Source organism: Archangium sp., from assembly GCF_057119385.1.
The window spans coordinates 38,765-59,978 of sequence record NZ_DBNGVP010000034.1 but is presented as its reverse complement, the minus strand read 5'-3'; the positions used below and the strand labels follow the sequence as shown (position 1 = coordinate 59,978).

Genomic DNA, 21,214 nt, shown 5'->3' with positions numbered 1-21,214 from the left:
GCTTCTTCGTCGAGGTGGTGCTCACCCTCCACCTTCAACCAGAACTCGCCTCCCCTCTGAAGGACCACCTGGGGCGTCACCCCTCTGGTCCACCCTCTACGGTGGGATACTCCGACAAGCTCCTAGGTGAAGTCGAAAAAGCCCGACAAAACCTTTCCATTAAGGTCGGGGGTGCGAGCATCAATGCTGATGCATTCTACCTTCTTCTTCCAGAGAAGATCGTGCATTTTCATGAGTTTGGCAGGGTCTTTCGGAATACCCTGTCGGTTAGGGCTTAGAAATACTGCTCTGGTGCGCTCAGGGCTGAACTGCTCAAAAAAGTAAAGAATGGTTTCTACAGCATCAGGCATCTTGTTGTAAGTGTTAGGCTGTATTGGGCAGGCGAAGTTCCACCGATGGCCATATTTTAGCACTCGCTTGAATTTGTTGTGAAACTCGGTTCTGGTCTCTCCACGTTCATGAGGAGAGGTTAGGCGCAGGTACAGCCTTCGTTCATTGCTGAGAGCATATATGCTGTGGAGCTTTGGGGATGAGGGAATGTCTCCCCATGTGTTGAGTCGGAAGTCTCGAAACATGCTTCGGAGTTGTGTGCTCTTGCCATCACCCTGTTCTCCGATGACGAAAAGCGCACGTTCTATGTGAGACATGATTTCTCCTGTGGTGAATGGTGGCTGGTGTGTTTCTAGGGTGTGGAGTCTAATGGCTGGCTTGAGCCTGCTTTGAGCTTTGTCGAGTGTTGGGGTTGCGCTGAGTGGATCGCAACGATTTTGACTTTTCGTGAATTGAAGGAGGTTTGTTGTCCGCAGCCTCCAGCAATTCGAATTGCTTGTGCACCGCTTGTATGCACGGCGGGTGCGTGTACTTTCCCGCTGGTATTGTCATGCCCTCGGGAACAGTTACCTCATTGCCGGGCTGCCCTCAGCGTATCCCTCTCCCAAGAGGGAGAGGCCGCTTTACACGGTAGGCACGGACATGGTCGGTCTGCGCATCGCCACCTGCTGGGCGAGCACTTCCAGGTCCTTGTCCATCTGCGGCGTGTCCAGCAGCAGCGAGTCCGGGTCGTAGCGGAAGTCCGCCTGCTGGAAGCCCAGCAGCGTCTGCATGGCCTGCTCGCCGTTCTGTGTCGCCACCGTCGCGTACACGAGCTTTCCCTGCTCCAGGTGCAGGTAGCCCTCGTGCGCGTTCTGCTTCAGGTACAGCCGCCCCGACTTCTTGCCCGTTGCCAGCAGCTTGAGCAGCTGTGCCGCCGGCAGCTCGTCCAGGCTGCCGCGCACCACCCGGGCCGGCCCGTTGTGCTGGATGCGATCGTCGTACAGGGCGCGGATCGTCTTCGCCGCCTCGTCCGGCTGCGCGGGAGGCAGCACCGCCGAGGCTCCGCCCATCATCAACCGCTCGCGCGTGCCCGCGTCCGGGTCTCCGAGCACCACCACCGGCAGGCCCGCGTGCTCCGGCGAGACGCGCACCGCCTGCAGCAGCCCCAGCACCTCCTCCAACCCGAACTTCAGCCCCACCACCAGCACGTCGCAGTCCTGGTACCCCAGCGCGTCGTACGCTCCATCCAGCGAGGACAGCGCATGCACCACCAGCCCCTGCTTCTGGGTGCAATCCAGCAGGTCCGTGCGCGTGCCCTCCTCGGGCTCCACGATGAGGATCTGCCGCCCGTCGTTGATGATGCGCTGGCGCAGCAGCTCGCCCGTCTGCACCTGCATGACGATGTCCGCCACCAACGGATCGTACAGCGTGCCCGAGTTCTCCCGCAGGTGCTCCAGCGCCTGCTCCTTCGTCAGCAGCTTCCCGTAGGCGTTGGCCGGGTTCTTCGTCAGATCCAGGTAGCTGTCCACCGCCGCCAGAATCCGCGCGCCCAGGGTGATGTCATCCCCCTTGGCTCCCTGCGGCGTCCCCGAGCCGTCATAGGCCTCGTAGAGCTGCGCGAGCATGGTGTTCACCTGCACCGGCAGGTTCACCGACTCGAAGAGCTTCGTCGGCACCCGGCAGTAGCGTTTGGCCTCGGCCATCCACTCCGGGTTCACCGCGTTGCTCGCCAGGCAGAAGTGGCGCTCGGCCGGTTTGCCCAGGTCGTGCAGGTAGCCCGCGATGGCCACCGCCGCCACGTCCCGCGGCGGCATTCCCAGGCGCCTCGCCACCACCGTGGCCTGCCTCGACAGCTGCGCCGAGTGTCCCCGGTGGTGCTTGCGGTCCCGCTCCTGCATCGTCACCAGGATGCTCAGCGTCTCGATGTAATCCCTGTCGCTCACCGTCCCGCGCGTGCCCGGGAAGGTGTCGCCGCTGGACGTCTTGTTCCGCCCCTGCGTGCCCGGGCGTGGCCGCAGCCGCGTGTCCGACTCGAGCCGCAGCTGGAGGCTGGCCCTGGGGGGCGCCCCCGCGGTGCTCTCGTAGGCGGTGGCCATGGTGGACACGTCCGCCCGGATCTGCGCCGTCACCACCTCCAGCGAGGCGAAGGCCGTCGTGTCCCCGTAGTAGTGCTTGCGGATGGCGGCGGCGATGGTGCTGCGCAGGCCCACGTACGCGTAGACCTCGCTCATCCCCGTCACCAGGGCGATCTCGTCCAGCAGCTTCTTGTTCTGGGGCTCGGCCGCCACCACCGACAGCAACTGGCGCTCCGGGTCGATGGCCAGCGGAAGCACGTTCTGCGCCTCCGCCAGCCGCACCGGCACCTTGTCCAGCACCTCCGTGGGAATGCGGGCCTTGGCCAGCTTCTCCGCGGAGACGAAGCGCGTCTGGAACTCGGCCGCCAGGAAGCGCAGCAGCGCCGCCTCCTGGAGCAGGCCGATCTCCACCAGGCAGTCCCCCAGCCGGTGGCCGGTGATCTTCTGGTGCTCCAGTGCCTTCTGGATGGAATCCGAGGTGACCAGCCCCGCCTCGACGAGGCGCTCGCCCAGTTTCTTCGCCATGTCTCAGCCTTCCGTGTCCGAGCCCTCCCCACCGCCCTTGTCGGTGGGCTCCGCCTTCGGCGCCGTCAGCACGCTGAACGGCTTGAACGTCAGCTCCTTGGGAACGTCCACCCGCTCACGCGGTGGCGGCTTGGGCTCGCGCGCCTCCCGAGGCTCCCGAGGCTCCCGCTGCTCACGCGGCTCCCGTCCCTCGCGCGGCTCCCGCGGCGGCCGGGGCTCGCGCGGCTTCTCCTGACGCTCGGGCCTCTCGGCTCGCTCGGGCCTCTCGGCACGCTCGGCTCGCGGCGCCTGCTGGCCCTCGCCCGCGGCGGCACCCGGGGCCCGCTCCGGACGCTCCTTGGGCTTCTTGCCCTCCTTGCCCTTCCGGCGGCCACCCTCCACGGGCGCACGGCCCCGGGACGTGGGCACGGGGCCCTTCCAGAGCTGGCGGTCGTAGAGCTTGAGGTTCTCCGTCCACTTGTCGTTGGGGTCGCGCTGCATGGCCTCCACCCACGAGGCGATGCGCGAGTCCAGTGAGTCGAGCGCATGGACGATGTGCGCCTCGAGGGTCATCGGCAGCTTGGGCGAGCCGTACTCCAGCCGCCCGTGGTGCGCGAGCACGAGGTGGGTGAGGTGCTGCTCCAGCAGCGGCGGGAAGTGGGGAATCCCGAGCGTCTTCTCGCGGATCTTCTGCGCCGTCATGACGAGGTGGCCCACCAGCTTGCCCTCGTCGGTGTACTCGAAGCCCTTGTCCGGGGAGATCTCCGCCACCTTCATCACGTCGTGGAGGAAGGCACCGGCGAGCAGCAAGTCCCTGTCCGCCATGGGGTAGTGGTCCGCCACGCGGAGGGTGAGCCGCATGACCGACAGGAGGTGGTCGGCCAGTCCGCCCCGGTAGGCGTGGTGGATGCCCTTGGCGGCCGGCGCGTGCGGCAGGCCCGCGGCGATCTGCGTGTCATCCAGGAAGGCCAGCAGCAGCGCCTTCACATTCGGGTCGTTCACGCGCTCGGTGATGAGCTCGCGGATCTGTCCCACGGCGCGGGCGCCGCTGTGGCCTCCCTCACCGCCCGCCTTGGGCGCGGCCTGCTCCTCGCGGGCGGGCTTGGGGGCGGCGGGCTGCTCCTCACGAGCGGGGGCGGCGGCCTTGGGGGCGGGCTGCTCCTCACGGGCCGGCGGCTCGAACTCCTGGGGGTCGAGCGGCTCGGGGTCCAGCTTCTCGAGGGCCTCGATGACCACCTGGGACTTGCCGTGGAAGCCGATGACGTTGCCGCGCACGAGCACGTAGTCACCGGTGGAGAACGTGGGCTCGAGCGCCTCGACCTTGTCGAAGACGCGGGCGTCGATCTCTCCGCTCTTGTCCACGAGCACCACGGAGAGGAACACCTTGCCGCTGCGCGCGGTGACGCGCTCCTTCCTGGTGACGCGGAAGACGGTGTTGACGGAGTCCTTCTCGCGCAGGTCCTTCGCATACACCTTGCGCACCTGCTCCACGGAGGCGTCGGTGGGAGAGGAAGTGGGGGAATTGTCGGACGGGTTATCGGTCGTCATACGCGGGCGGCGACACTACCACCACCCAGGCGGTTAGGATGGATTCATGTCCCTACTTCCCGCTCTCTCCCTGCTGGTGCTGTTGACTGGCGCCCCTGAACCGGCCTGGCAGCAGGTGGCCCGTGACGACGGTATCTCCGTGCTGGCCCGGACTCCCGAGGGGGGTTCCGTCTCCGAGGTGAAGGCCACCGCCCTGGTGGATGCCCCCGCCCACGACGTCTGGCGGGTCATCCGTGACTACGGCCACTACACGAAAACCATGCCCTACACCGAGGAGAGCCGGGTGCTGTCCTCGGAGCAGGACGGGAAGATCACCGTGTTCTATTGCCTGGTGAACGCCCCGCTGGTGGACAAGCGGGACTTCATCATCCGCATCCGGGACGAGTCGGACTGGAAGGACGGAAAGGGCTTCCTGAAGACGGCCTGGACGGCGGCCACCGAGGGGGCGCCCCCCGAGAAGCAGGGTGTGGTGCGGGTGAAGCTGAACACGGGCTACTGGCTGCTGGAGCCGCGCGAGGAGGGGAAGAAGACGTTCGTCACCTACTACCTCTACACGGATCCGGGCGGCTCGCTGCCGAAGTGGATCGCCGACCGGGCGAACAAGACGTCCGTGCCGGACGTGCTCCGGGCGGTGCGCAAGCACGCCACCGCCACGAAGAAGTAGGCGTCCGCGGGCCGCTCAGCTGGCCTCGATGACGATGCCCGACAGGTAGTCGGTGCCGGGGAACCCCACGAGGGTGGGGTGGTCCGGCGGCAGGCCGAGCCGGGCGAAGCGGAAGCCCATGCGTCCCTCCTGCTCGCAGGCCTCGGCGATGAGGTCGTCGAAGCCGCCGGTGGGCAGGGGCGGGTGGTAGCCGACGACGAGCAGGGTGCCCCCGTGGCGGGTGGCGCGCAGGCCCAGGCGCACCTGCTCGACGAAGGTCTGCGGCGAGCTGGCCTCGGGGGTGTCCAGGAGCACCAGGTCGAAGGTGTCGTGGATGCCGCGCAGCACGGAGAGGGCGTCCCCGCGTTCCACCTGGAGGCGCCCCAGGAGCCCATTGGCCTCGCCATTCTCGCGGGCGAGGTCCGCGGTGTCCGCGTCGCTGTCGAAGGCGAGGATGGAGCGGGCGCCGTGGCGGCCGGCGTGGACGAAGAGGCCGCCCACGTGGCAGCTCGGGTCGAGCACCCGCGCACCCTGGGAGAGGCGGCCGAGGAAGCGGCGCAGCTCGCGCTGATCGTAGGGGTAGCCCACGCCCGGGCCGTAGGTGAGGTCCACGGTGAAGCGCGCGCCGAGCTCCAGCACGCGGCTCCAGCGGGGCGGGTTGCCAAAGAGGGCGTGGGGCCGTTGCACGGGCAGGCCGAGCTGGCGGCGCCGGGCGGTGTCGTTGCGCAGCAGCACGGACTCGGCGCCGGAGACCTCCACGAGGGCGCGGGTGATCTCCTGCAGCCGGGCGTCCATGGCGCGCGTGAGCGTCTGGACGACGAGGTGCGTGTCGTAGCGGTCCACGATGAGGCCGGGCAGGGCGTCGCCGTCGTCGTTGATGGAGCGGCAGAAGCGCGGGTCATCCACCATGCGGGCGCGGCGCTCGAAGGCGTGGCGGACGTGGCGGGGGATGATGCCCTCGGCGGACTCGTCCGGGAGCCCCAGCCGGCGCACGGCATAGGAGGACTCGAGGTCCACATCCGCGAGCCCGAGCACCTGTCCGTCCTCGTCCCGGAGCTGCACGGCCTCACCGGCGGAGGGCGTGCCCTCCATGGAGACGATGTCCTCGCGGCGCACCCAGGGGGCGCCGTGTTTCAGCCTGCGTGCCGCCTCGCGGGACAGATAGGTGTTGAACAAGGCCGTCCTCCCCTCTGCGCGGGCGCGGTGCTGGCCGCGCGCCATGTGCCCTCAATGGGGGGAAACATGCGGCGGCTGGGGACTCGATGCGGGGAGGGCGGGAGTGCCCGCTCGTGGGGCAGGGGAGCGGGGGAGCCAATATCCCCTCTCCCGAAGGGAGAGGGGAAGGAAGGGAAATAGGGGCTCAGTCCCTCGGAGGCGCGGGCCGCTTGTGGGCCTTGGCGGTCATCCGCGTGAGGACCACGCTCATGGCCAGCGCCAGGACGATGCCCAGTCCACGCCGGGGCCACGAGTCGCTCATGACGAGCGTCAGCGCCCCGGCTCCCAGGGCCACGGCGAGGATGACGCTCAACATCTGCGTCCGCCCCGCGAGCCCCTTCGTTTCGGGACGCGCCCGGGCCAACGCCGGAATGCTCGCCGCCTTGCGCCAGGTGGAGTGTCCATCCTCGAGCACTTCATCGGTGGGCTCCACCAGCCCCTGGATGTACGCCACCTCCACGTCCCTCAACGTGGGGTAGGCCAGCTCTCCCTCCGGTGTGCGTACGCGGTAGCCCATGACACCCTCCCGTGGCTCAGGCGAGCTCGCTCGCAATCTGCTCAGCCACGCGCAGTCCATCAATGGCCGAGGAGACGATGCCGCCAGCGTAACCGCAGCCCTCGCCCGCGGGATAGAGCCCGCGCATCGACACGGACTGCATGTCCTCGCCGCGGGTGATGCGCACCGGCGAGCTGGTGCGGCTCTCGATGCCGATGAGCTTGCCCTCGTCGCTGACGAAGCCGCGCATCTTGCGGTCGAACGCCTTGAGCGCCTGCTTCAGCGACTGTGTGAGGCGCTCGGGGAAGAGCGTGTTGAGGTCCGTATGCGCGAGCCCCGGCCGGTAGCTGGTGCCGCCCGGGTCCTTCTTCACGCGCCCGGCGAGGTAGTCCGGAATGGTCTGCGCGGGGGCGTAGAACTTGCCCCCGCCCAGCTCGTACGCCTTGGCCTCCCAGTGGCGCTGGAACTCCAGGCCGGCGAGCGGGCCGCTGAAGCCCTCGCGCTCGAAGTCCTGCACGGACACGGTGACGACGATGCCCGCGTTGGCGTACTTCGCGTTGCGGCGCGAGTTGCTCATGCCGTTGGTGCACTGCAGCCCGTCCTGGGTGGGCGTGGGCACCACGATGCCGCCGGGGCACATGCAGAACGAGTAGATGCCGCGCACCTCTCCGTCCACGTCCAGGTTCTCCGCCAGCTTGTAGTCGGCGGGCGGCAGCTTCGGATTCTTCGCCGCGCTCCCGTACTGGATGGAGTTGATGAGCCCCTGCGGGTGCTCGGCCCGGAAGCCGAGCGCGAAGGGCTTGGGCTCGATGACCACGCGCCCGTCCGCGGCGAAGCGCTCGTACAGCTCGCGCGCCGAGTTGCCCGGGGCGAGCACCACCCGATCGCTCTCCAGCGTGCGCCCGTCCGTCAGCCGCACGCCGGACACCCGGCCGTCGCGGTAGAGCACGTCCTCCACCTTGTGCTCGAAGAGCACCTGGCAGCCCCCGGCGATGAGGTCATCGCGCAGCTTCGCCACCGCGCCCGGCAGCAGGTCCGAGCCGATGTGCGGCTTGCCCTCGATGAGGATGTGGTCCGGCGCGCCGCAGCGGGCGAACGTTTCGATCACCTTGCGCACCATGGGGTGGTTGATGCGCGTGGACAGCTTGCCGTCGGTATAAGCGCCAGCCCCACCCTCCCCGAAGTTCATGTTGCTCTCGGGGTCCAGCGAGCCGTCCCGCATCAGCTTCGCCACATCTTTCCGCCGGGCCACGACTTCGCGACCGCGCTCGATGAGGATGGTGCGAACGCCGCGTTCCAGTAGCCCCAGCGCGGCGAAGAGTCCCGCGGGTCCGGTGCCGATGATGAGCGGCATGCGCTCCGGCTCCTTCACGCGTTGCGGAGGCTCGGGCGGAGGCGCCGTCTCCCCGACGTCTGGCGGCAGCCGCTTGGGCGCCCGGCCCGGGGCGAGTTCCACCTCCAGCGTATAGATGTAGCGGGGGCTGCCCTTCTTGCGAGCATCCAGCACCGCGCGCACGACGCGCACGGACGCCAGGTCCGAGCGGGTCACTCCGAGCTTCTCGGCCGCCCGCTGGCCGAGCAGCTCTTCCGGCTCGTCCAACCACAGCCCGATGTTGTTCACTCGATACGCCATGCGCTGCTCTTCTCCTGAAGCCGGGGACAGGGGGCGCGTATGTGCGTCACCCCAGCCCCCGAATGCAAGCTATTGAACACCCGAGGAGCGAGCGGGTGCGAACTTGACGATGCACCCCTCGCATGCCCTCCCCCTGGACGAAGCGAGGGGTGCGAACGCCCCTTCGCATCTCCGGACGACCCGGCCCGCCCCTGGATTCTCTCAACCACCCGAAGTGCATGGAGAATTCGTCAGGAAGGTGGCTGCTGGCACGCCGGTTGAAGAAGGAACCGCCAGTGATTACGCGGTCCCACCGCATCTCGGAGGACACGTCCTTGAGTACTGACAAGCAGGGCACCCGGATTCTCGCCCGTACCTTCTTCAACCAGCTGCGCGCGAGCGGCTACACCCCCATGCAGATCATCGGCATCGCCACGGAGCTGCTGGACCTGGTGACGGAGGACATCAAGGGCGAGAACGTTGCCCAGGCAACGGCCGAGGTCCGGCCGGAGTTCCGCAAGGAAGCCTGAGCGGGTAGACTGGCGCTGTCCCTGGCGGGTAGCCGGGCTCCGGGCAGGTCCCGGGGCTCGAGCGTCCCTCCAGGTGGCGAGGAAGAAACCGGCCTGGAGCCGGTTTTTTTTTTGCCCGCGTTCCGCCGCTCCTAGCGGTGGGGGCGGGCGCGCTCGAGGCGGCGCTGGCGGGCCGCGGCCCCGGCGACGACGAGCAACCCGGCGTTCATGGCGGTGAAGACGGAGCTGGCGGTGCGCGGCGCGAGCGCACCGAGCAGCACGGCGCCGCCCACGAAGGCCAGCCTGTCCACCCAGACGGAGCGCGGCTGGGGGAGCACCAGCACGAGCACGCACAGGGCCAGCGGCAGGCCGAGCGCCACCTGACGGGCGATTCGAGGCCCGCTGTTGAGCACCGTCTGCCAGTTGTGCACGAGGATGGCGGCGAAGATGACGACGGTGCCGGTGGCGAGCACCAGCACACCGGCGGCGGCCGCGTCCTTGGTGAGGCGGGCCTTCTCGTCGAAGTGGCGGGTGGCCAGGTCCACCAGGTGCTCGAGCGCGCTGTTGAGGATCTCCGCGAAGAAGATGAGGAGGACGCAGAAGATGAGCGTCACCTTCTCGGCGAGTCCCAGCTCGATGCCGCTGCCCACCAGGCCCACGAGGAGCGCGGAGACGAGGTGGACGCGCATGTTGCGCTGGTGCACGACGGTGTGGATGAGCCCGTTCCAGGCATGGACGAAGGAGGCCAGCATGCCGGAGCCACCCCGGGGAGGATGGGGCGGCGGCTGCGGCTTCTCGGGCGGTGGAAGCGGAGGGGATAGGGCGGGAGAGCTCATCGAGGAAGCAGGTTAGCGGGAGAGCAGGCAGGCACTCACGGTTTGATTGGCGTACCCTCGCGCCGGGGCCTAACGTCCGCCCCCTCATGGCCCTTCCTGCTCACGTACGTGCCACCGCCTGGGTGCTGGTCTCGCTGCTCTGCCTGCCGGGCACGAGCCAGGCCCAGGACGATGGCTCCTTCTCCCAAGACTGCGGCCTGGAGCCGCCGGGTGCCGTCTATGTGCCGCTCCCGGGCCCGAGGTCCTTCGAAACCCGCTGGTTGCCCTCCGAGCCGCCCCTGGTGCGCCGCGAGGATCCCCGGGGCTCCGTGTCGGCGCTCGCGGGCGTGCCGCAGACGCGCATCCGCACGGGGGCCCTGTCGGGCAAGACGATCTACCTGAGCCCGGGGCACGGCTTCTATCGCAGCTCGCCCCTGGGCCGGTGGGCCACCCAGCGGGGCAACACGAACGACGTCGTCGAGGACCTGGTCTCCATCGAGACGCTCAACCAGTACCTGCTGCCGATGCTCACGGGCGCGGGCGCCACGGTGATTCCCGTGCGCGAGTCGGACCTCAACCCGCGCATGGTCCTCCTCGACAACGGGGCCGCGGGCTACTCGGAGACTGGCGCCACGGAGTTCTTCACCTCCGCCACGCCCGGCTGGGGTCCTCCGCCGGTGCCGATGGGGAACGCGGTGCAGCCCTTCCAGCTCGGGGACCACCGGCTGATGACGGCCGCGCCCACCGCCACGGCGGAGGCCACCTGGGCCCCGGTGATTCCGGCGGATGGCGCCTATCACGTGTACGTCTCGTATGGGGCGGACCCGGGCCGCGTCCCGGACGCGCACTACGTGGTGCGGCACGCGGGCGGCGAGAGCCATTTCCGGGTGAACCAGCGCCGCCACGGTGGAACGTGGGTGCTGCTGGGCCGCTTCTACTTCCGCGCGGGCCAGCATCCCGAGACGGCCTCGGTGGTGGCGCTCAACGACTCGGCGGAGTCGGGCACCCTGTCGCTGGACGCGGTACGCATCGGCGGTGGCACGGGCGTCATCGGTGACGGGACGCTCGCGCCCCTGCCGCGCCCCCGCTTCGAGGAGTGCGCGCGCTACCACACCCAGTTCAGCGGGGCGCCGCCCGCGGTGTTCGCGCCCTCGGGCATCAACGCGCTCTCCAACGAGCGCAACGACGACGTCACCTCGCGCTCGCGCTTCGCCGCCTGGCTCCATGAGGACGGGGAGGACGCCGTCTACGTCGCCTGGCACACGAATGCCTCCGGGCTCTCGACGCCCGATGACCGGTTCCGCGGCACCGAGGTCTACGTCTACGGGCCCAATCCCGTGGACGGCACGCTGAACTTCACGGGAGTGCCGGGCAGCGACGTGCTCGCCCGGGCGCTGCTGGACGAGCTGCGGCAGGACATCCGCAATGCGGTCGACCCGAACTGGCGGGTGCGCGCGTTGCGCTCGGCCAACTTCGGCGAGTTGAACCCGGCCCACAACCCGGAGACGCCGGCGGTGCTCGTGGAGGTGGCCTACCATGACCATCCCGCGGACGCCGTGCACCTGAAGCAGCCGGAGTTCCGCCGGGTGGCCGCGCGCGCCATGCTGCAGGGCCTCATCAAGTACTTCGCCGCGCGGGACGGTCAGCCGGTGCGCCTGCCGGCCGAGCCGCCCGCCGCCCTGGTGGCGCGCCACGCGGGCAGTGGCCGGGTGGAGGTGAAGTGGGCCGAGCCCCCCGTGGATGCGGTGGACCTGGGGGGGCACGCGGCCACCCGCTACCGCGTCTACGAGAGCGCGGACGGCCTGGCCTGGGACGGGGGCTCCGAGGTGGCGTCCACGTCCTTCTCCATCACCCTGCCGGCGGGCACGACGCGCTACTTCCGCGTGGCCTCCCTCAACGAGGGGGGCGAGTCCTTCCCCTCGGACGTGGTGGGCGTGCGCGTCCCGGAGGCGGGCAAGGTCTCCGAGGTGCTGGTGGTCAACGCCTTCCGCCGCCTGGACGCGGAGCTGGCGCGGGCCGAGGACCTCTCGGCCTACGGGCTGGGCACGCCGCTGCGCGAGCTCCTGGAGGCCATGAATGACGGCACGGCCCTGCGGCGTCACGGGGACGCGGTGGCGCGGCACGCGGTGGCCTTCGACGGAGCCACCAGCGAGGCGATCTCCGCGGGCCTGCTCACCCCGGTGGGCTACCGGGTGCTGGACTGGTTCATCGGGCGGGGAGGGGCAGGGGGGCAGGGCCCCACCGTCGCCGAGCAGGCGATGATGCGCACCTTCGTCACGGGCGGCGGGCACCTGCTGCTCTCGGGCAGCCATGTGGCCTCCGCGCTCGCGGTGGGGGGGGAGGACGCGCGGGCCTTCCTCACCGACATCCTCCATGTGCTGCCGGGTTGCGGCTCGTCGGCCCTGCTGGTGAATGGGCTCTCCGAGGGCTGGCTCCCGGGCCTCTCCCACTCGCTGCTCGACGACGGGCTGCGAGGCTCCTTCCCGGTGGGGATGACGGACGTGCTCCTCCCGCTGGAGGGGGGCTCTCCCGTGCTGGGCTATGCCGGGACGGACTCGGCCGCGGCGGTGGCCTCGGCGCCGGGCGGGCAGGTGCTCTTCCTGAGCGTGCCCTTCGAGGGCATCGTCAATCCCGAGCGCCGGGCCTGGCTCATGGGGGCCTTCCTGGCCCGGGCGGGCGTGCTGGCCTCGGCCCCCACGCCACCCGATGGAGAGGAGGTCCTGCCTCCGGGCGCCGTCGTCCGTGCCCCCATGAGCCCCGCGCCCTGCTCGGTGGAGCGCATTCCCGGCTCCTACGAAAGCGCGGAGACGGGCTGTGGCTGCCGAGCGGGCGGCGGTGCGTCCGTTGCGTGGCTGTTACTCCTGTCCACTGTTCAGCTACGGCGGACGCGTCGTCGTTCTCTCTTCACAGAGCGTTGACTCGCGTGCGTCACATGCCTACGGTCGGCCGCCCTTTCCCACGGCGGGAGGCCGTACGGCCCGTCGTGTGCCTGTGAGCTTTCCAACCTCGTCTTTCCACTTTCTCTAAGGAGACTGAGACATGGCCACCAAGATTGCCATCAACGGGTTCGGTCGCATCGGCCGCTGCGTGCTTCGCGCCGCCCTGAGCCGCAAGGAGAACCTCGACTTCGTCGCCATCAACGACCTGGACGAGCCGGCCGCCCTGGCCCACCTCTTCAAGTACGACTCCGTGCACGGCACCTGGCAGGGCACCGTGAAGGCCACGGACAAGGCCATCATCATCGACGGCAAGGAGATCGCCGTCACCGCCCAGAAGGACCCCACCGCGCTGCCCTGGAAGTCCCTGGGCGCGGACATCGTCCTCGAGTGCACCGGCCGCTTCACCGAGCGCGACGGCGCCGAGAAGCATCTGGGCGCGGGCGCCAAGAAGGTCATCATCTCCGCCCCGGCCAAGGGCCCGGACCTGACGATCGCCTACGGCATCAACCACGACCAGTACGATGCGAAGAAGCACCACATCCTCTCCAATGCCTCGTGCACCACCAACTGCCTGGCGCCGCTGGGCAAGGTGCTGCTGGACAGCTTCGGCATCGAGAAGGGCGTGATGACCACCATCCACAGCTACACCAACGACCAGCGCATCCTGGACCTCACGCACAAGGATCTGCGCCGCGCCCGTGCCGCCGCGCTGTCGATGATTCCCGCCTCCACCGGCGCCGCGAAGGCCATCGGTGAGGTGCTCCCGGCGCTCAAGGGCAAGATGAACGGCCAGGCCGTGCGCGTGCCCACCCCGAACGTGTCCCTGGTGGACCTGACCGTGGTGACCAGCAAGAGCGTCACCGTGGACGCCGTCAACGCCGCCTTCAAGGCCGCCGCCGAGGGCCCGCTCAAGGGCATCCTCCAGTACAGCGAGGAGCTGACCGTCTCCGTCGACTACAACGGCAACCCGCACTCCTCCATCTTCGACTCCACCAACACCATGGTCATGGGCGACAACCTGCTCAAGGTGATGGCCTGGTACGACAACGAGTGGGGCTTCTCCAACCGCATGGTGGACACGGCGAAGTTCCTCGCCTCCAAGGGTCTGTAGTCAGCCAGTACAACGGGCGTTCCGAGTGGGAGGACCGAGATGATCCGCTACATCGACGACATGCAGCTCACCGGTAAGCGCGTCTTCATCCGGGTGGACTTCAACGTTCCCCTGGAGGGCAAGCGCATCACCGACGACACCCGCATCCGCGAGGCGCTGCCGACCATCCGGCGCGCCCTGGAGATGGGCGGGAAGGTGATTCTGGCCTCCCACCTCGGGCGCCCCAAGGGGCCGGACCCGAAGCTCTCGCTGGAGCCGGCCGCCAGCCGCCTCAGCGAGCTGCTCGGCGCCAAGCACGAGGTCATCCTCGCCGACGACTGCGTGGGTGACGGCGTGCGCAAGCTGGTGAAGGACCTCAAGGACGGCCAGGTGCTCATGCTCGAGAACCTGCGCTTCCACAAGGAGGAGGAGGCCAACGACGACGCCTTCGCGCGCGAGCTCGCCTCCTTCGCCGACGTCTACATCAACGACGCCTTCGGCACCGCGCACCGCGCCCACGCCTCCACCGCGGGCATGGTGCCCCACGTGAAGGAGAAGGGCGCCGGCCTCCTGATGCGCAAGGAGCTGGAGTACCTCGGCGGGGCGCTGAAGAACCCCACCAAGCCCTTCGTGGCCATCCTGGGCGGCTCCAAGGTGAGCGACAAGATCAAGGTCATTGAGAGCCTGCTGCCCAAGGTGGACGCGCTGCTCATCGGCGGCGCCATGGCCTACACCTTCCTCAAGGCGCAGGGGATTGAAGTGGGCAAGAGCCGCGTGGAGGAGGACAAGCTGTCCCTGGCCACGCGCATGCTCGAGGCGGCGCAGCGGCTGAAGACGTCGCTGGTGCTGCCCGTGGACCACGTGTGCAGCACCGAGCCCACGGACAAGGGCCCCGTGCGCGAGGTGGCCGACCGCGCCATCCCCGCGGACCTGATGGGCCTGGACATCGGCCCGAAGACGCGGGCCATGTACTCCGAGCACATCAAGAGCGCGAAGACGGTGGTGTGGAACGGCCCCATGGGCATGTTCGAGATCGAGAAGTACGCCGCGGGCACGCGCACGGTGGCGGAGTCCATGGCCATCAACAAGGACGCCATCACGATTGTCGGCGGCGGAGACAGCGCCGCGGCCGTCACCCAGATGGGGCTGGCGCCCAAGCTCAGCCACGTGTCCACCGGTGGCGGTGCCTCGCTGGAGTTCCTCGAGGGGCGCGAGCTGCCGGGCGTGAAGGCGCTGGAGACGAAGTAGTCGGCCGTACCCAACACCACGGAGGCAGTCCTCATGGCGGCACAGGCGCGACGCAAGCTCATCGCCGGCAACTGGAAGATGAACAAGACCATCCCCGAGGGGCTCGCCCTGGTGCGGGAACTGAAGGGGTTGGTGGCCTCGCTTCCGGGAGACCGGGTGGAGCTGGCCGTGGCGCCGCCGTTCCTGTCGTTGCAGGCCGTGGCGAAGGAGCTCGAGGGCTCCGCGGTGAAGCTGGCCGCCCAGAACTGCCACTGGGAGGCCAGCGGGGCGTACACCGGCGAGGTGTCCGCCGCGATGTTGAAGGACGTGGGGTGCGCCTACGTGATTGTCGGCCACTCCGAGCGCCGGCAGTACTTCGGCGAGACGGACGAGACGGTGAACAAGCGGACCCGGGCGGTGGTGGGGGCGGGGATGACGCCCATCATCTGCGTGGGCGAGACGCTGGCCGAGCGCGAGGCCCACCGCACCCTGGAGGTGGTGGAGCGGCAGGTGGCGGGGGCGCTGAAGGGCTTCCAGGCGGCCGAGGTGGCGGGCTTCGTCCTGGCCTATGAGCCGGTGTGGGCGATTGGCACCGGCCGGACGGCCACGAGCGCCCAGGCCCAGGAGGTGCATCGGGCCATCCGCGAGCAGCTCGTGCGGCTGTACGACCGGGGGACGGCGGACCGGGTGCGCATCCAGTACGGCGGGAGCGTGAAGCCGGACAACGCGGCGGAATTGCTGGGCCAGCCGGACGTGGACGGGGCACTGGTGGGCGGGGCGAGCCTGAAGGCGGGCGACTTCGCGGCGATCGCGAAGGGCGGGGTGTGATCTCAGGAAGATTGTCACCGGCCAGCCCGTTCGGTTAGGCTGCGCGGCCTTTCATCCAGGACCGGAAAGAAGAGCTTAAAGCATGTTGACCTTCGTGACGATCGTGCACGTCCTCCTGTGCGTGTTCATGATCTTCGTCATCCTGTTGCAGCCCGGGAAGGACGCCGGCATGGGTTCGGCCCTGGGTGGCGGTGCCGCGACGAGCGCCTTCGGTGGCCGCGGCGCGACGACCTTCCTGACCAAGATCACCGGCATCTGCGCGGCGATGTTCTTCCTGACGTCGCTGGGCCTGTCCTTCGTGGGCATGCGCACGTCGGTGGCGGGCTCGCTGGCGAACAAGCCTGCGGCGACGCAGCCGGCTCCGGCGGCCCCGCAGCAGGGCACGGAGCAGCTGGGGGGTGGGGCTCCTCCGGCGGGCCAGGTGCCTCCGGCCAATCCGCAGGAGGCGGCGCCTCCCTCGGGTTCGGCTCCGGCGGCTCCGGGCAGCGTGGAGCAGCCGCGTCCGGCCGAGACTCCGGCTCCCGCTCCGGCGCCCGGGCAGTAGGCGGGCGGCCACCCGCGGAAGAAAGCGGGTGGCGAGGCGGTTGAAAATTCGTTGTTGCAGACAGCGCGGTTCGTGGTACTAGAGGCCGCGTTGTTTCCGGGGCGACTCACTCAGTCGAGACCGCGCCGGAAATGCCCAGGTGGTGGAACTGGTAGACACACCATCTTGAGGGGGTGGCGCCGAAAGGTGTGCGGGTTCGAATCCCGCCCTGGGCACTCCGAAAGAGCCTCCGAGTCCAAGTGACTCGGGGGCTTTTTTCGTTTCCGGGCCTGTCATTCCGGGGCCCGTCCCCCACTGGAGCCGCGGCCGTGTCCACCCGTCTCGTTGACTTGCGCCCGGGTGGTGCGCGGCGGCGCCCCTGGTTGGGCGCATGGGCCCTCATCGTCCTCTTCCTCCACTCCGCGTGTGTCACGAGCCTTCCTCGTGCGGCGCCCCGTTCCCATGAGGACGCGCCGGCGTCCGCGGCTGTCGCGAATGCGGAGGCGTCGGAGGGAACGATCGGGGACGAGCGGGTTCGCCTCTCCCTGCCCACCCGATTCGGGGCGGTGCGGGTGAGCGACTCCGACCTCGATGCGGCCCTGGCCACCCTGGTGCTGAACGTGCCGCTGCGGCTGGCCGACTGCCCTGTGCCGCTCTACCTCCACCGGAAGCTGGCCCTGGCCTCCGCTCCGCTCACGGGCGAGGCGTGGCGCACGCCCCTGGCGCGCTCCTACGGGAACTTCTGCGAGCGGCAAGGCACTCCGGGTGATTGTCTCGGGTTGTTCAAGGACGGGCCGGGCCTGGACGGCGAGGACAAGCGCGACCTGGCCCTGGCGCTCTCCGTGAACGCGGCGCTGGAGGCGCGGGACGCGGAGCTGCGCTCCATGTTCTCCACGTCGCAGCTGTGGACGGCACTGAGCCTCACCCTCATCGGATACATGGCCTTGGTCGCGGCGCCCGAGCCCGTTTCTAAAAGCGTGGCCGCTGCACTGGCCGTGCTGATGTGGGGGTATCTCGGGTGGGAGCTGTTCGACCTGATACGGGCGTGGTTCCGGCTGTGGGAGGAGGCCGCGGAGGCCAGCACGTTCGCGGAGCTGCGCGAGGCGGGTGAGCGGTTCGGCAAGGTCATCGGCCCCAACAGTGTGCGGATTCTCCTCCTGCTGGGCACGGCGGCGGTGGGAGAGACGACGGCGCTGGTGTCCAAGGCCCCGGCGCTGCCGGGATTCGCGCAAGCCGCCGGTGCGCTCGAGTCCCATGCCGGTATCCGCGACGTACTCACGTCTGTGCAGGAAGCCGACAGGGTGAAGGTTGCCGTGGCCGAGGGCACCTTCAGTGTCGTCTTGCCCGCCAACGTCTTGAGCATGGCCGCGAGGGGCTCTCCGGCGGGAACTCCGGCACGTACAGCTCCCTCGAATAGGAAGGCAGAACTCCACCACATCGCCACCATCGAGAACGAGAAGTCCACCTTGCGCGGTGGTCCCTGGACAAAGGCATTCAAGCCGATCTTCGACAAGGCGGGCATGTCCATGAAGGACCCGGCGAATACGGTTTCACTGCCTGGGCACAGAGGTCCTCATCCCGAGGCGTACCATCAAGCCGTCTTTCGTCACCTGAAGACCGCGACGGAGAACTGCCCCAATCAGCAGGCATGTGCCGTAGCATTGAGGCAAGCACTCCGTGAGTTGGCTGCGGAAATCTCCGACACGGGCAGCTTGCTCCATAAGCTGCTGACCAGTGGGGCATCGCCCTAGGAGTTCTTCATGGCGAAGCGGTATTTCGACTTGTTCGAAGACGTTTACATCCCGAACCGGTGGGCACTGGGAAGCCCCCTGGATGAGGGAAATCAGGAGCTTCGTACCTGGCTCTTTGAGCGGGGCGAGTCCGCTCACCTTTCAGGTCACACTCGGATTCCGCTCTATGCCCCTGGCAAGGCGCTCGACTTCTCCTTTGTGGCCGGTGCAACCATCCCCGTGGTCCATGCCAGGGTGGCCGCCGTGTTCGCCAGGCTGGCCCCCAGCGATGTGCAACTCATTCCGGTGGAGGTAAGCGGGCAGAGCGAGCCGTATGTCCTCCTCAACATCACGCGCGTCGTGAAGTGCATCGACGATGAGGCTTCCGACGAGGTGCGCTACGTGACACCTGAGCATGGCTTGCCGGACCAACTCGGAGGGTATCGGTCCGTGATCGGCATGCGGATAGACCCCACGAGGGTGGGCGATGCCCAGGTGTTTCGTACCTGGGGTTGGAAGGTCGCCATCATCGTTTCCGAGGCCATCAAGGAGGCCCTCGAGGAACTGGGCGCGACGGGGCCGAAGTTCAAGGAGGTCACCGGCCCCAGCACCCTCAGCGCGGAGGAGCGCACGAGGAACCGGAAGAGCCGCGAGCTGCTGGAGACGGCGGCCACCGCTCGTGAGGCGGCCTGGCGCACCCTGGGGTCGCTGGACAAAGAGGTCTTCATGCCCATCGCCATGAGCGGCTCGTGGCCGGGCCAGCGGCAGCTCTGGAGCGTCATCCGTCGCGAGGCGGGGCGTACGCTGCTCGTCACGCACGGACTCTCGGACCCCTTCATCGAGCGCCTGGAGCCCTCGGTGGGCTTCGGTCTCGAGCTCGCCCTGGAGGTGGACGCAGCCGTGAAGGACATCTCGAAGGGGTGGCCTCTGATGCTGCTGGAGCGTGTGGCGGATGAAGTCGCCGGGCACGAGCACGTGCGCGAGAGCGTGAAGGCGGGCCTCTTCTCCATGGAGGTGTCCGGAAAGGGCATGCCTAAAGCCCTCGTCATCGGAGAGGGCAGGGTGGCCGTGCTGCTGGGCGTGGCGTCACGCTCGCTGCCGGGTCACTTCTCCACCCCGTATGGGGAGGTGAAGCTCGTCACCGTCAAGGCGTTGCTGCCCTCGGAGCTGGCGTACCTGCTGCAGCACGGCGCGGAGGGCCAGGCCGAGCTGGCGCGGCGCTTCGTGGAACTCGGCGAGGAGCACCTGTCGCGTCTCAGAAGGAAGCCCGTGGCGTAGTCCCCAAGCAGCGGTGGCTCAGGGCCGACCGCTATCGCTCACGCCTTCCAGTTGTAGCTGTTGACGAAGGTGCCCACGTTGTTCGCCACGTCGCTCACCACGTTGATGGACTGATCCGTGGCGCGGATGCGGGTGATGGTCTCCTCCATCATCTCCGTGAGGGCCGTCACCGCGGTGAAGAGCTGCTCGATGCCCGTGCCCTGCTGACCCACCGCGGCGGAGATCTGCTTCACCGACGCCGCGTTGTTCTGCACCAGGTTGGACAGCTGGCGCATGCTGTGCCCGAAGGAGCGGATCTGCTCCAGGCTCTCGCCCACCTTCTCCGAGCCCTGCTCCGTCATGGTGGCCGTCGTCCGGATGGACTCGCTGATGTCCTCGAGGAGCTGCCGCACGCGGTGGGTGGACTGGATGGACTGGTCCGCCAGCGAGCGGATCTCCCGCGCCACCACGCCAAACCCCTTGCCGTGCTCGCCCGAGCGCACCGCCTCGATGGCGGCGTTGAGCGCCAGCATGTTCGACCGGTCCGCCAGGTCCTTCACCGTGGTGGTGATGTGGGCGATCTGCCGCGTATGCGCGTCGAGCGAGCGGATGCGATCGGCCATCGCCGCCACCTGCGAGCGGATCTGCTCCAGACCCTTCAGGCTGCCATCGAGCACCGTCTCGCCCGTCTGCGCGATGGACTCCGCCTCGACCATCTGCTGGAGGATCATCTCGGCCCGCTTGGAGGCCAGCTGCGACGTGTCCTTGAGCTCCTGCGCCGTCACGTGCGTCTCGTGCAGCGCCGCGGCCTGCCGGGTGATGGTCTCGTTCTGTTGCCGGCTCGAGTTGCCCAGCTCCCGGGCCGACGTGCCCAGCTGCTGGGCGGACTCACCGAGCGTCTGTGTCAGCAGCTTGAGCCGCTCGAAGGCGCGGGCCGTCGCCTGGGAGAGATCTCCCACCTCGTCGGTGGTCACCCACTCGGGGAAGCGGGGGTTGCCCGAGGCCAGGCCCTCGATGGCGTCCCGCACGGCGTTGGCACCGGTCTCCAGGTGCTTGGCCACGTTCCAGGCGCCCAGCGCGGCGATGCACACCAGGAACGCGCCCACCAGCAGCAGCGGAAGTCCGAGCTGATCGAACAGCTGGGTCACCGTCGCACGGATCGCCGCCCCCGGATCCGGCACGGTGTAGATGCTCGCCAGCAGCTGGGTGACGTTCTCCTCGGCCACCTTCCAGATGATGACCACCGTGGTGGTGAGCGTGGTGGCCACGAACAGCCCGAAGGTGAGGGGCAGGTACCAGCCATAGCGCGGCCACAGGAAGCCTCGCTCGTTGAGCACCAGGTTCGGATACCGGGTGAACTCCGCCAGGGCCAGGGGCCGCAGCAGCCGCTCGAAGGCGATGCGCGTCCACACCATGTTGAGGCTGGCCATCAGCGCGATGACGAGCATGGCCACCGGCATGGGCAGCAGCCCCTTGCCGTAATAGAGGCTGGGAAGTCCGGTGTAGGTGGCGGCCCCCGTCATGTAGATGAGCAGGCACCCCACCTCCAGCACCCGGGGCACCTTGAGGATCCTCGCCAGCCGCTCACCGGGACGTTCACCCGGGCGCTCGGTGAGGGCCCACCGGCACGTGAAGGCGATGAGCGCGACGGGCAGGCCGAGCCCGAAGATCAACGCCGCGGGCGGCAGCAGCACGGCCGCCGTCCGCAAGGCCTGGTCTGGCGTCAGCCCCATCACCAGCGACACCAGCCACACCACCACGGGCATGCAGGAGACGCTGTTGAGCTGCTGCACCAGGAACAACTGCTTGAACAACCCGCGAGTCGACGTGTCCGGCATGTCGTCATGACGGTAGTCAGCCCGCCACCAGGGTGTCAATGAAGGCATGTGAC

Annotated in this window: 17 protein-coding genes and 1 tRNA gene; 11 read left to right on the top strand and 7 right to left on the bottom strand. The window is 68.6% G+C overall.

Going from position 1 to position 21,214, the window contains the following annotated elements; all coding sequences use genetic code 11:
- Nucleotides 1-278 (top strand): hypothetical protein (locus AC16DP_RS09070; protein WP_483956675.1); only part of this gene is annotated, 278 nt, incomplete at its 5' end.
- 675 nt (nt 279-953) lie between these two features.
- On the opposite strand, the gene AC16DP_RS09065 is transcribed toward AC16DP_RS09070, so the two are convergent.
- Nucleotides 954-2,912 carry an HD domain-containing phosphohydrolase gene (locus AC16DP_RS09065; RefSeq protein WP_329731759.1) on the bottom strand — a complete coding sequence of 653 codons (1,959 nt, stop codon included), beginning with the start codon at nt 2,910-2,912 and terminating at the stop codon, nt 954-956.
- A gap of 3 nt (nt 2,913-2,915) precedes the next feature.
- The gene (locus AC16DP_RS09060; protein WP_329731758.1) at nt 2,916-4,439 is read right to left on the bottom strand and encodes a 3'-5' exoribonuclease YhaM family protein; all 1,524 of its coding nucleotides are present in this window, start codon (nt 4,437-4,439) and stop codon (nt 2,916-2,918) included.
- 46 nt (nt 4,440-4,485) lie between these two features.
- Here AC16DP_RS09060 and AC16DP_RS09055 point away from each other — a divergent pair, with 46 nt between their 5' ends.
- A complete protein-coding gene (locus tag AC16DP_RS09055; protein ID WP_329731757.1) occupies nt 4,486-5,103 on the top strand; it encodes an START domain-containing protein in 618 nt (205 codons plus the stop codon).
- A gap of 15 nt (nt 5,104-5,118) precedes the next feature.
- Here AC16DP_RS09055 and AC16DP_RS09050 read toward each other — a convergent pair whose 3' ends face one another.
- From AC16DP_RS09050 to AC16DP_RS09040, 3 genes are all read right to left on the bottom strand, one after another.
- A complete protein-coding gene (locus tag AC16DP_RS09050) occupies nt 5,119-6,258 on the bottom strand; it encodes a class I SAM-dependent rRNA methyltransferase (RefSeq protein WP_329731756.1) in 1,140 nt (379 codons plus the stop codon).
- Nucleotides 6,259-6,442: 184 nt separating this feature from the next.
- Nucleotides 6,443-6,814: a hypothetical protein gene (locus AC16DP_RS09045; RefSeq protein WP_329731755.1), complete on the bottom strand. Its 372-nt coding sequence runs from the start codon at nt 6,812-6,814 to the stop codon at nt 6,443-6,445.
- Between the two features lie 16 nt (nt 6,815-6,830).
- The gene (locus AC16DP_RS09040; RefSeq protein ID WP_329731754.1) at nt 6,831-8,426 is read right to left on the bottom strand and encodes an NAD(P)/FAD-dependent oxidoreductase; all 1,596 of its coding nucleotides are present in this window, start codon (nt 8,424-8,426) and stop codon (nt 6,831-6,833) included.
- Nucleotides 8,427-8,740: 314 nt separating this feature from the next.
- Between AC16DP_RS09040 and AC16DP_RS09035 the strand changes: the two genes are divergently transcribed.
- Nucleotides 8,741-8,935: a hypothetical protein gene (locus AC16DP_RS09035; RefSeq protein ID WP_329731753.1), complete on the top strand. Its 195-nt coding sequence runs from the start codon at nt 8,741-8,743 to the stop codon at nt 8,933-8,935.
- Nucleotides 8,936-9,066: 131 nt separating this feature from the next.
- Here AC16DP_RS09035 and AC16DP_RS09030 read toward each other — a convergent pair whose 3' ends face one another.
- Nucleotides 9,067-9,750 carry a diacylglycerol kinase family protein gene (locus AC16DP_RS09030; RefSeq protein ID WP_414640772.1) on the bottom strand — a complete coding sequence of 228 codons (684 nt, stop codon included), beginning with the start codon at nt 9,748-9,750 and terminating at the stop codon, nt 9,067-9,069.
- 86 nt (nt 9,751-9,836) lie between these two features.
- On the opposite strand from AC16DP_RS09030, the gene AC16DP_RS09025 reads away from it, so the two are divergent.
- From AC16DP_RS09025 to AC16DP_RS08990, 8 genes are all read left to right on the top strand, one after another.
- Nucleotides 9,837-12,647: a golvesin C-terminal-like domain-containing protein gene (locus AC16DP_RS09025; protein ID WP_329731751.1), complete on the top strand. Its 2,811-nt coding sequence runs from the start codon at nt 9,837-9,839 to the stop codon at nt 12,645-12,647.
- Between the two features lie 121 nt (nt 12,648-12,768).
- Entirely contained in the window at nt 12,769-13,779 is a 1,011-nt protein-coding gene (gene gap, locus AC16DP_RS09020; protein WP_329731750.1) for a type I glyceraldehyde-3-phosphate dehydrogenase, read from the top strand.
- A gap of 39 nt (nt 13,780-13,818) precedes the next feature.
- Nucleotides 13,819-15,006, top strand: a complete 1,188-nt coding sequence (locus AC16DP_RS09015; RefSeq protein WP_329731749.1) for a phosphoglycerate kinase — start codon at nt 13,819-13,821, stop codon at nt 15,004-15,006.
- Nucleotides 15,007-15,039: 33 nt separating this feature from the next.
- Nucleotides 15,040-15,813, top strand: a complete 774-nt coding sequence (gene tpiA, locus AC16DP_RS09010) for a triose-phosphate isomerase (protein WP_329731748.1) — start codon at nt 15,040-15,042, stop codon at nt 15,811-15,813.
- A gap of 82 nt (nt 15,814-15,895) precedes the next feature.
- The gene (secG, locus tag AC16DP_RS09005; RefSeq protein ID WP_329731747.1) at nt 15,896-16,357 is read left to right on the top strand and encodes a preprotein translocase subunit SecG; all 462 of its coding nucleotides are present in this window, start codon (nt 15,896-15,898) and stop codon (nt 16,355-16,357) included.
- A gap of 133 nt (nt 16,358-16,490) precedes the next feature.
- Nucleotides 16,491-16,572: transfer RNA gene (locus AC16DP_RS09000), tRNA-Leu, on the top strand.
- 93 nt (nt 16,573-16,665) lie between these two features.
- Entirely contained in the window at nt 16,666-18,087 is a 1,422-nt protein-coding gene (locus tag AC16DP_RS08995) for an AHH domain-containing protein (protein ID WP_483956674.1), read from the top strand.
- A 9-nt stretch (nt 18,088-18,096) separates the two neighbouring features.
- Nucleotides 18,097-19,344, top strand: coding sequence for an imm11 family protein (locus tag AC16DP_RS08990; protein WP_329731745.1), 1,248 nt, complete (start codon nt 18,097-18,099; stop codon nt 19,342-19,344).
- A 38-nt stretch (nt 19,345-19,382) separates the two neighbouring features.
- Here the strand turns inward: AC16DP_RS08990 and AC16DP_RS08985 are convergent, their stop codons facing one another.
- Nucleotides 19,383-21,209 carry a methyl-accepting chemotaxis protein gene (locus tag AC16DP_RS08985; protein WP_329731744.1) on the bottom strand — a complete coding sequence of 609 codons (1,827 nt, stop codon included), beginning with the start codon at nt 21,207-21,209 and terminating at the stop codon, nt 19,383-19,385.
- Between the last annotated feature and the right edge of the window lie 5 nt (nt 21,210-21,214).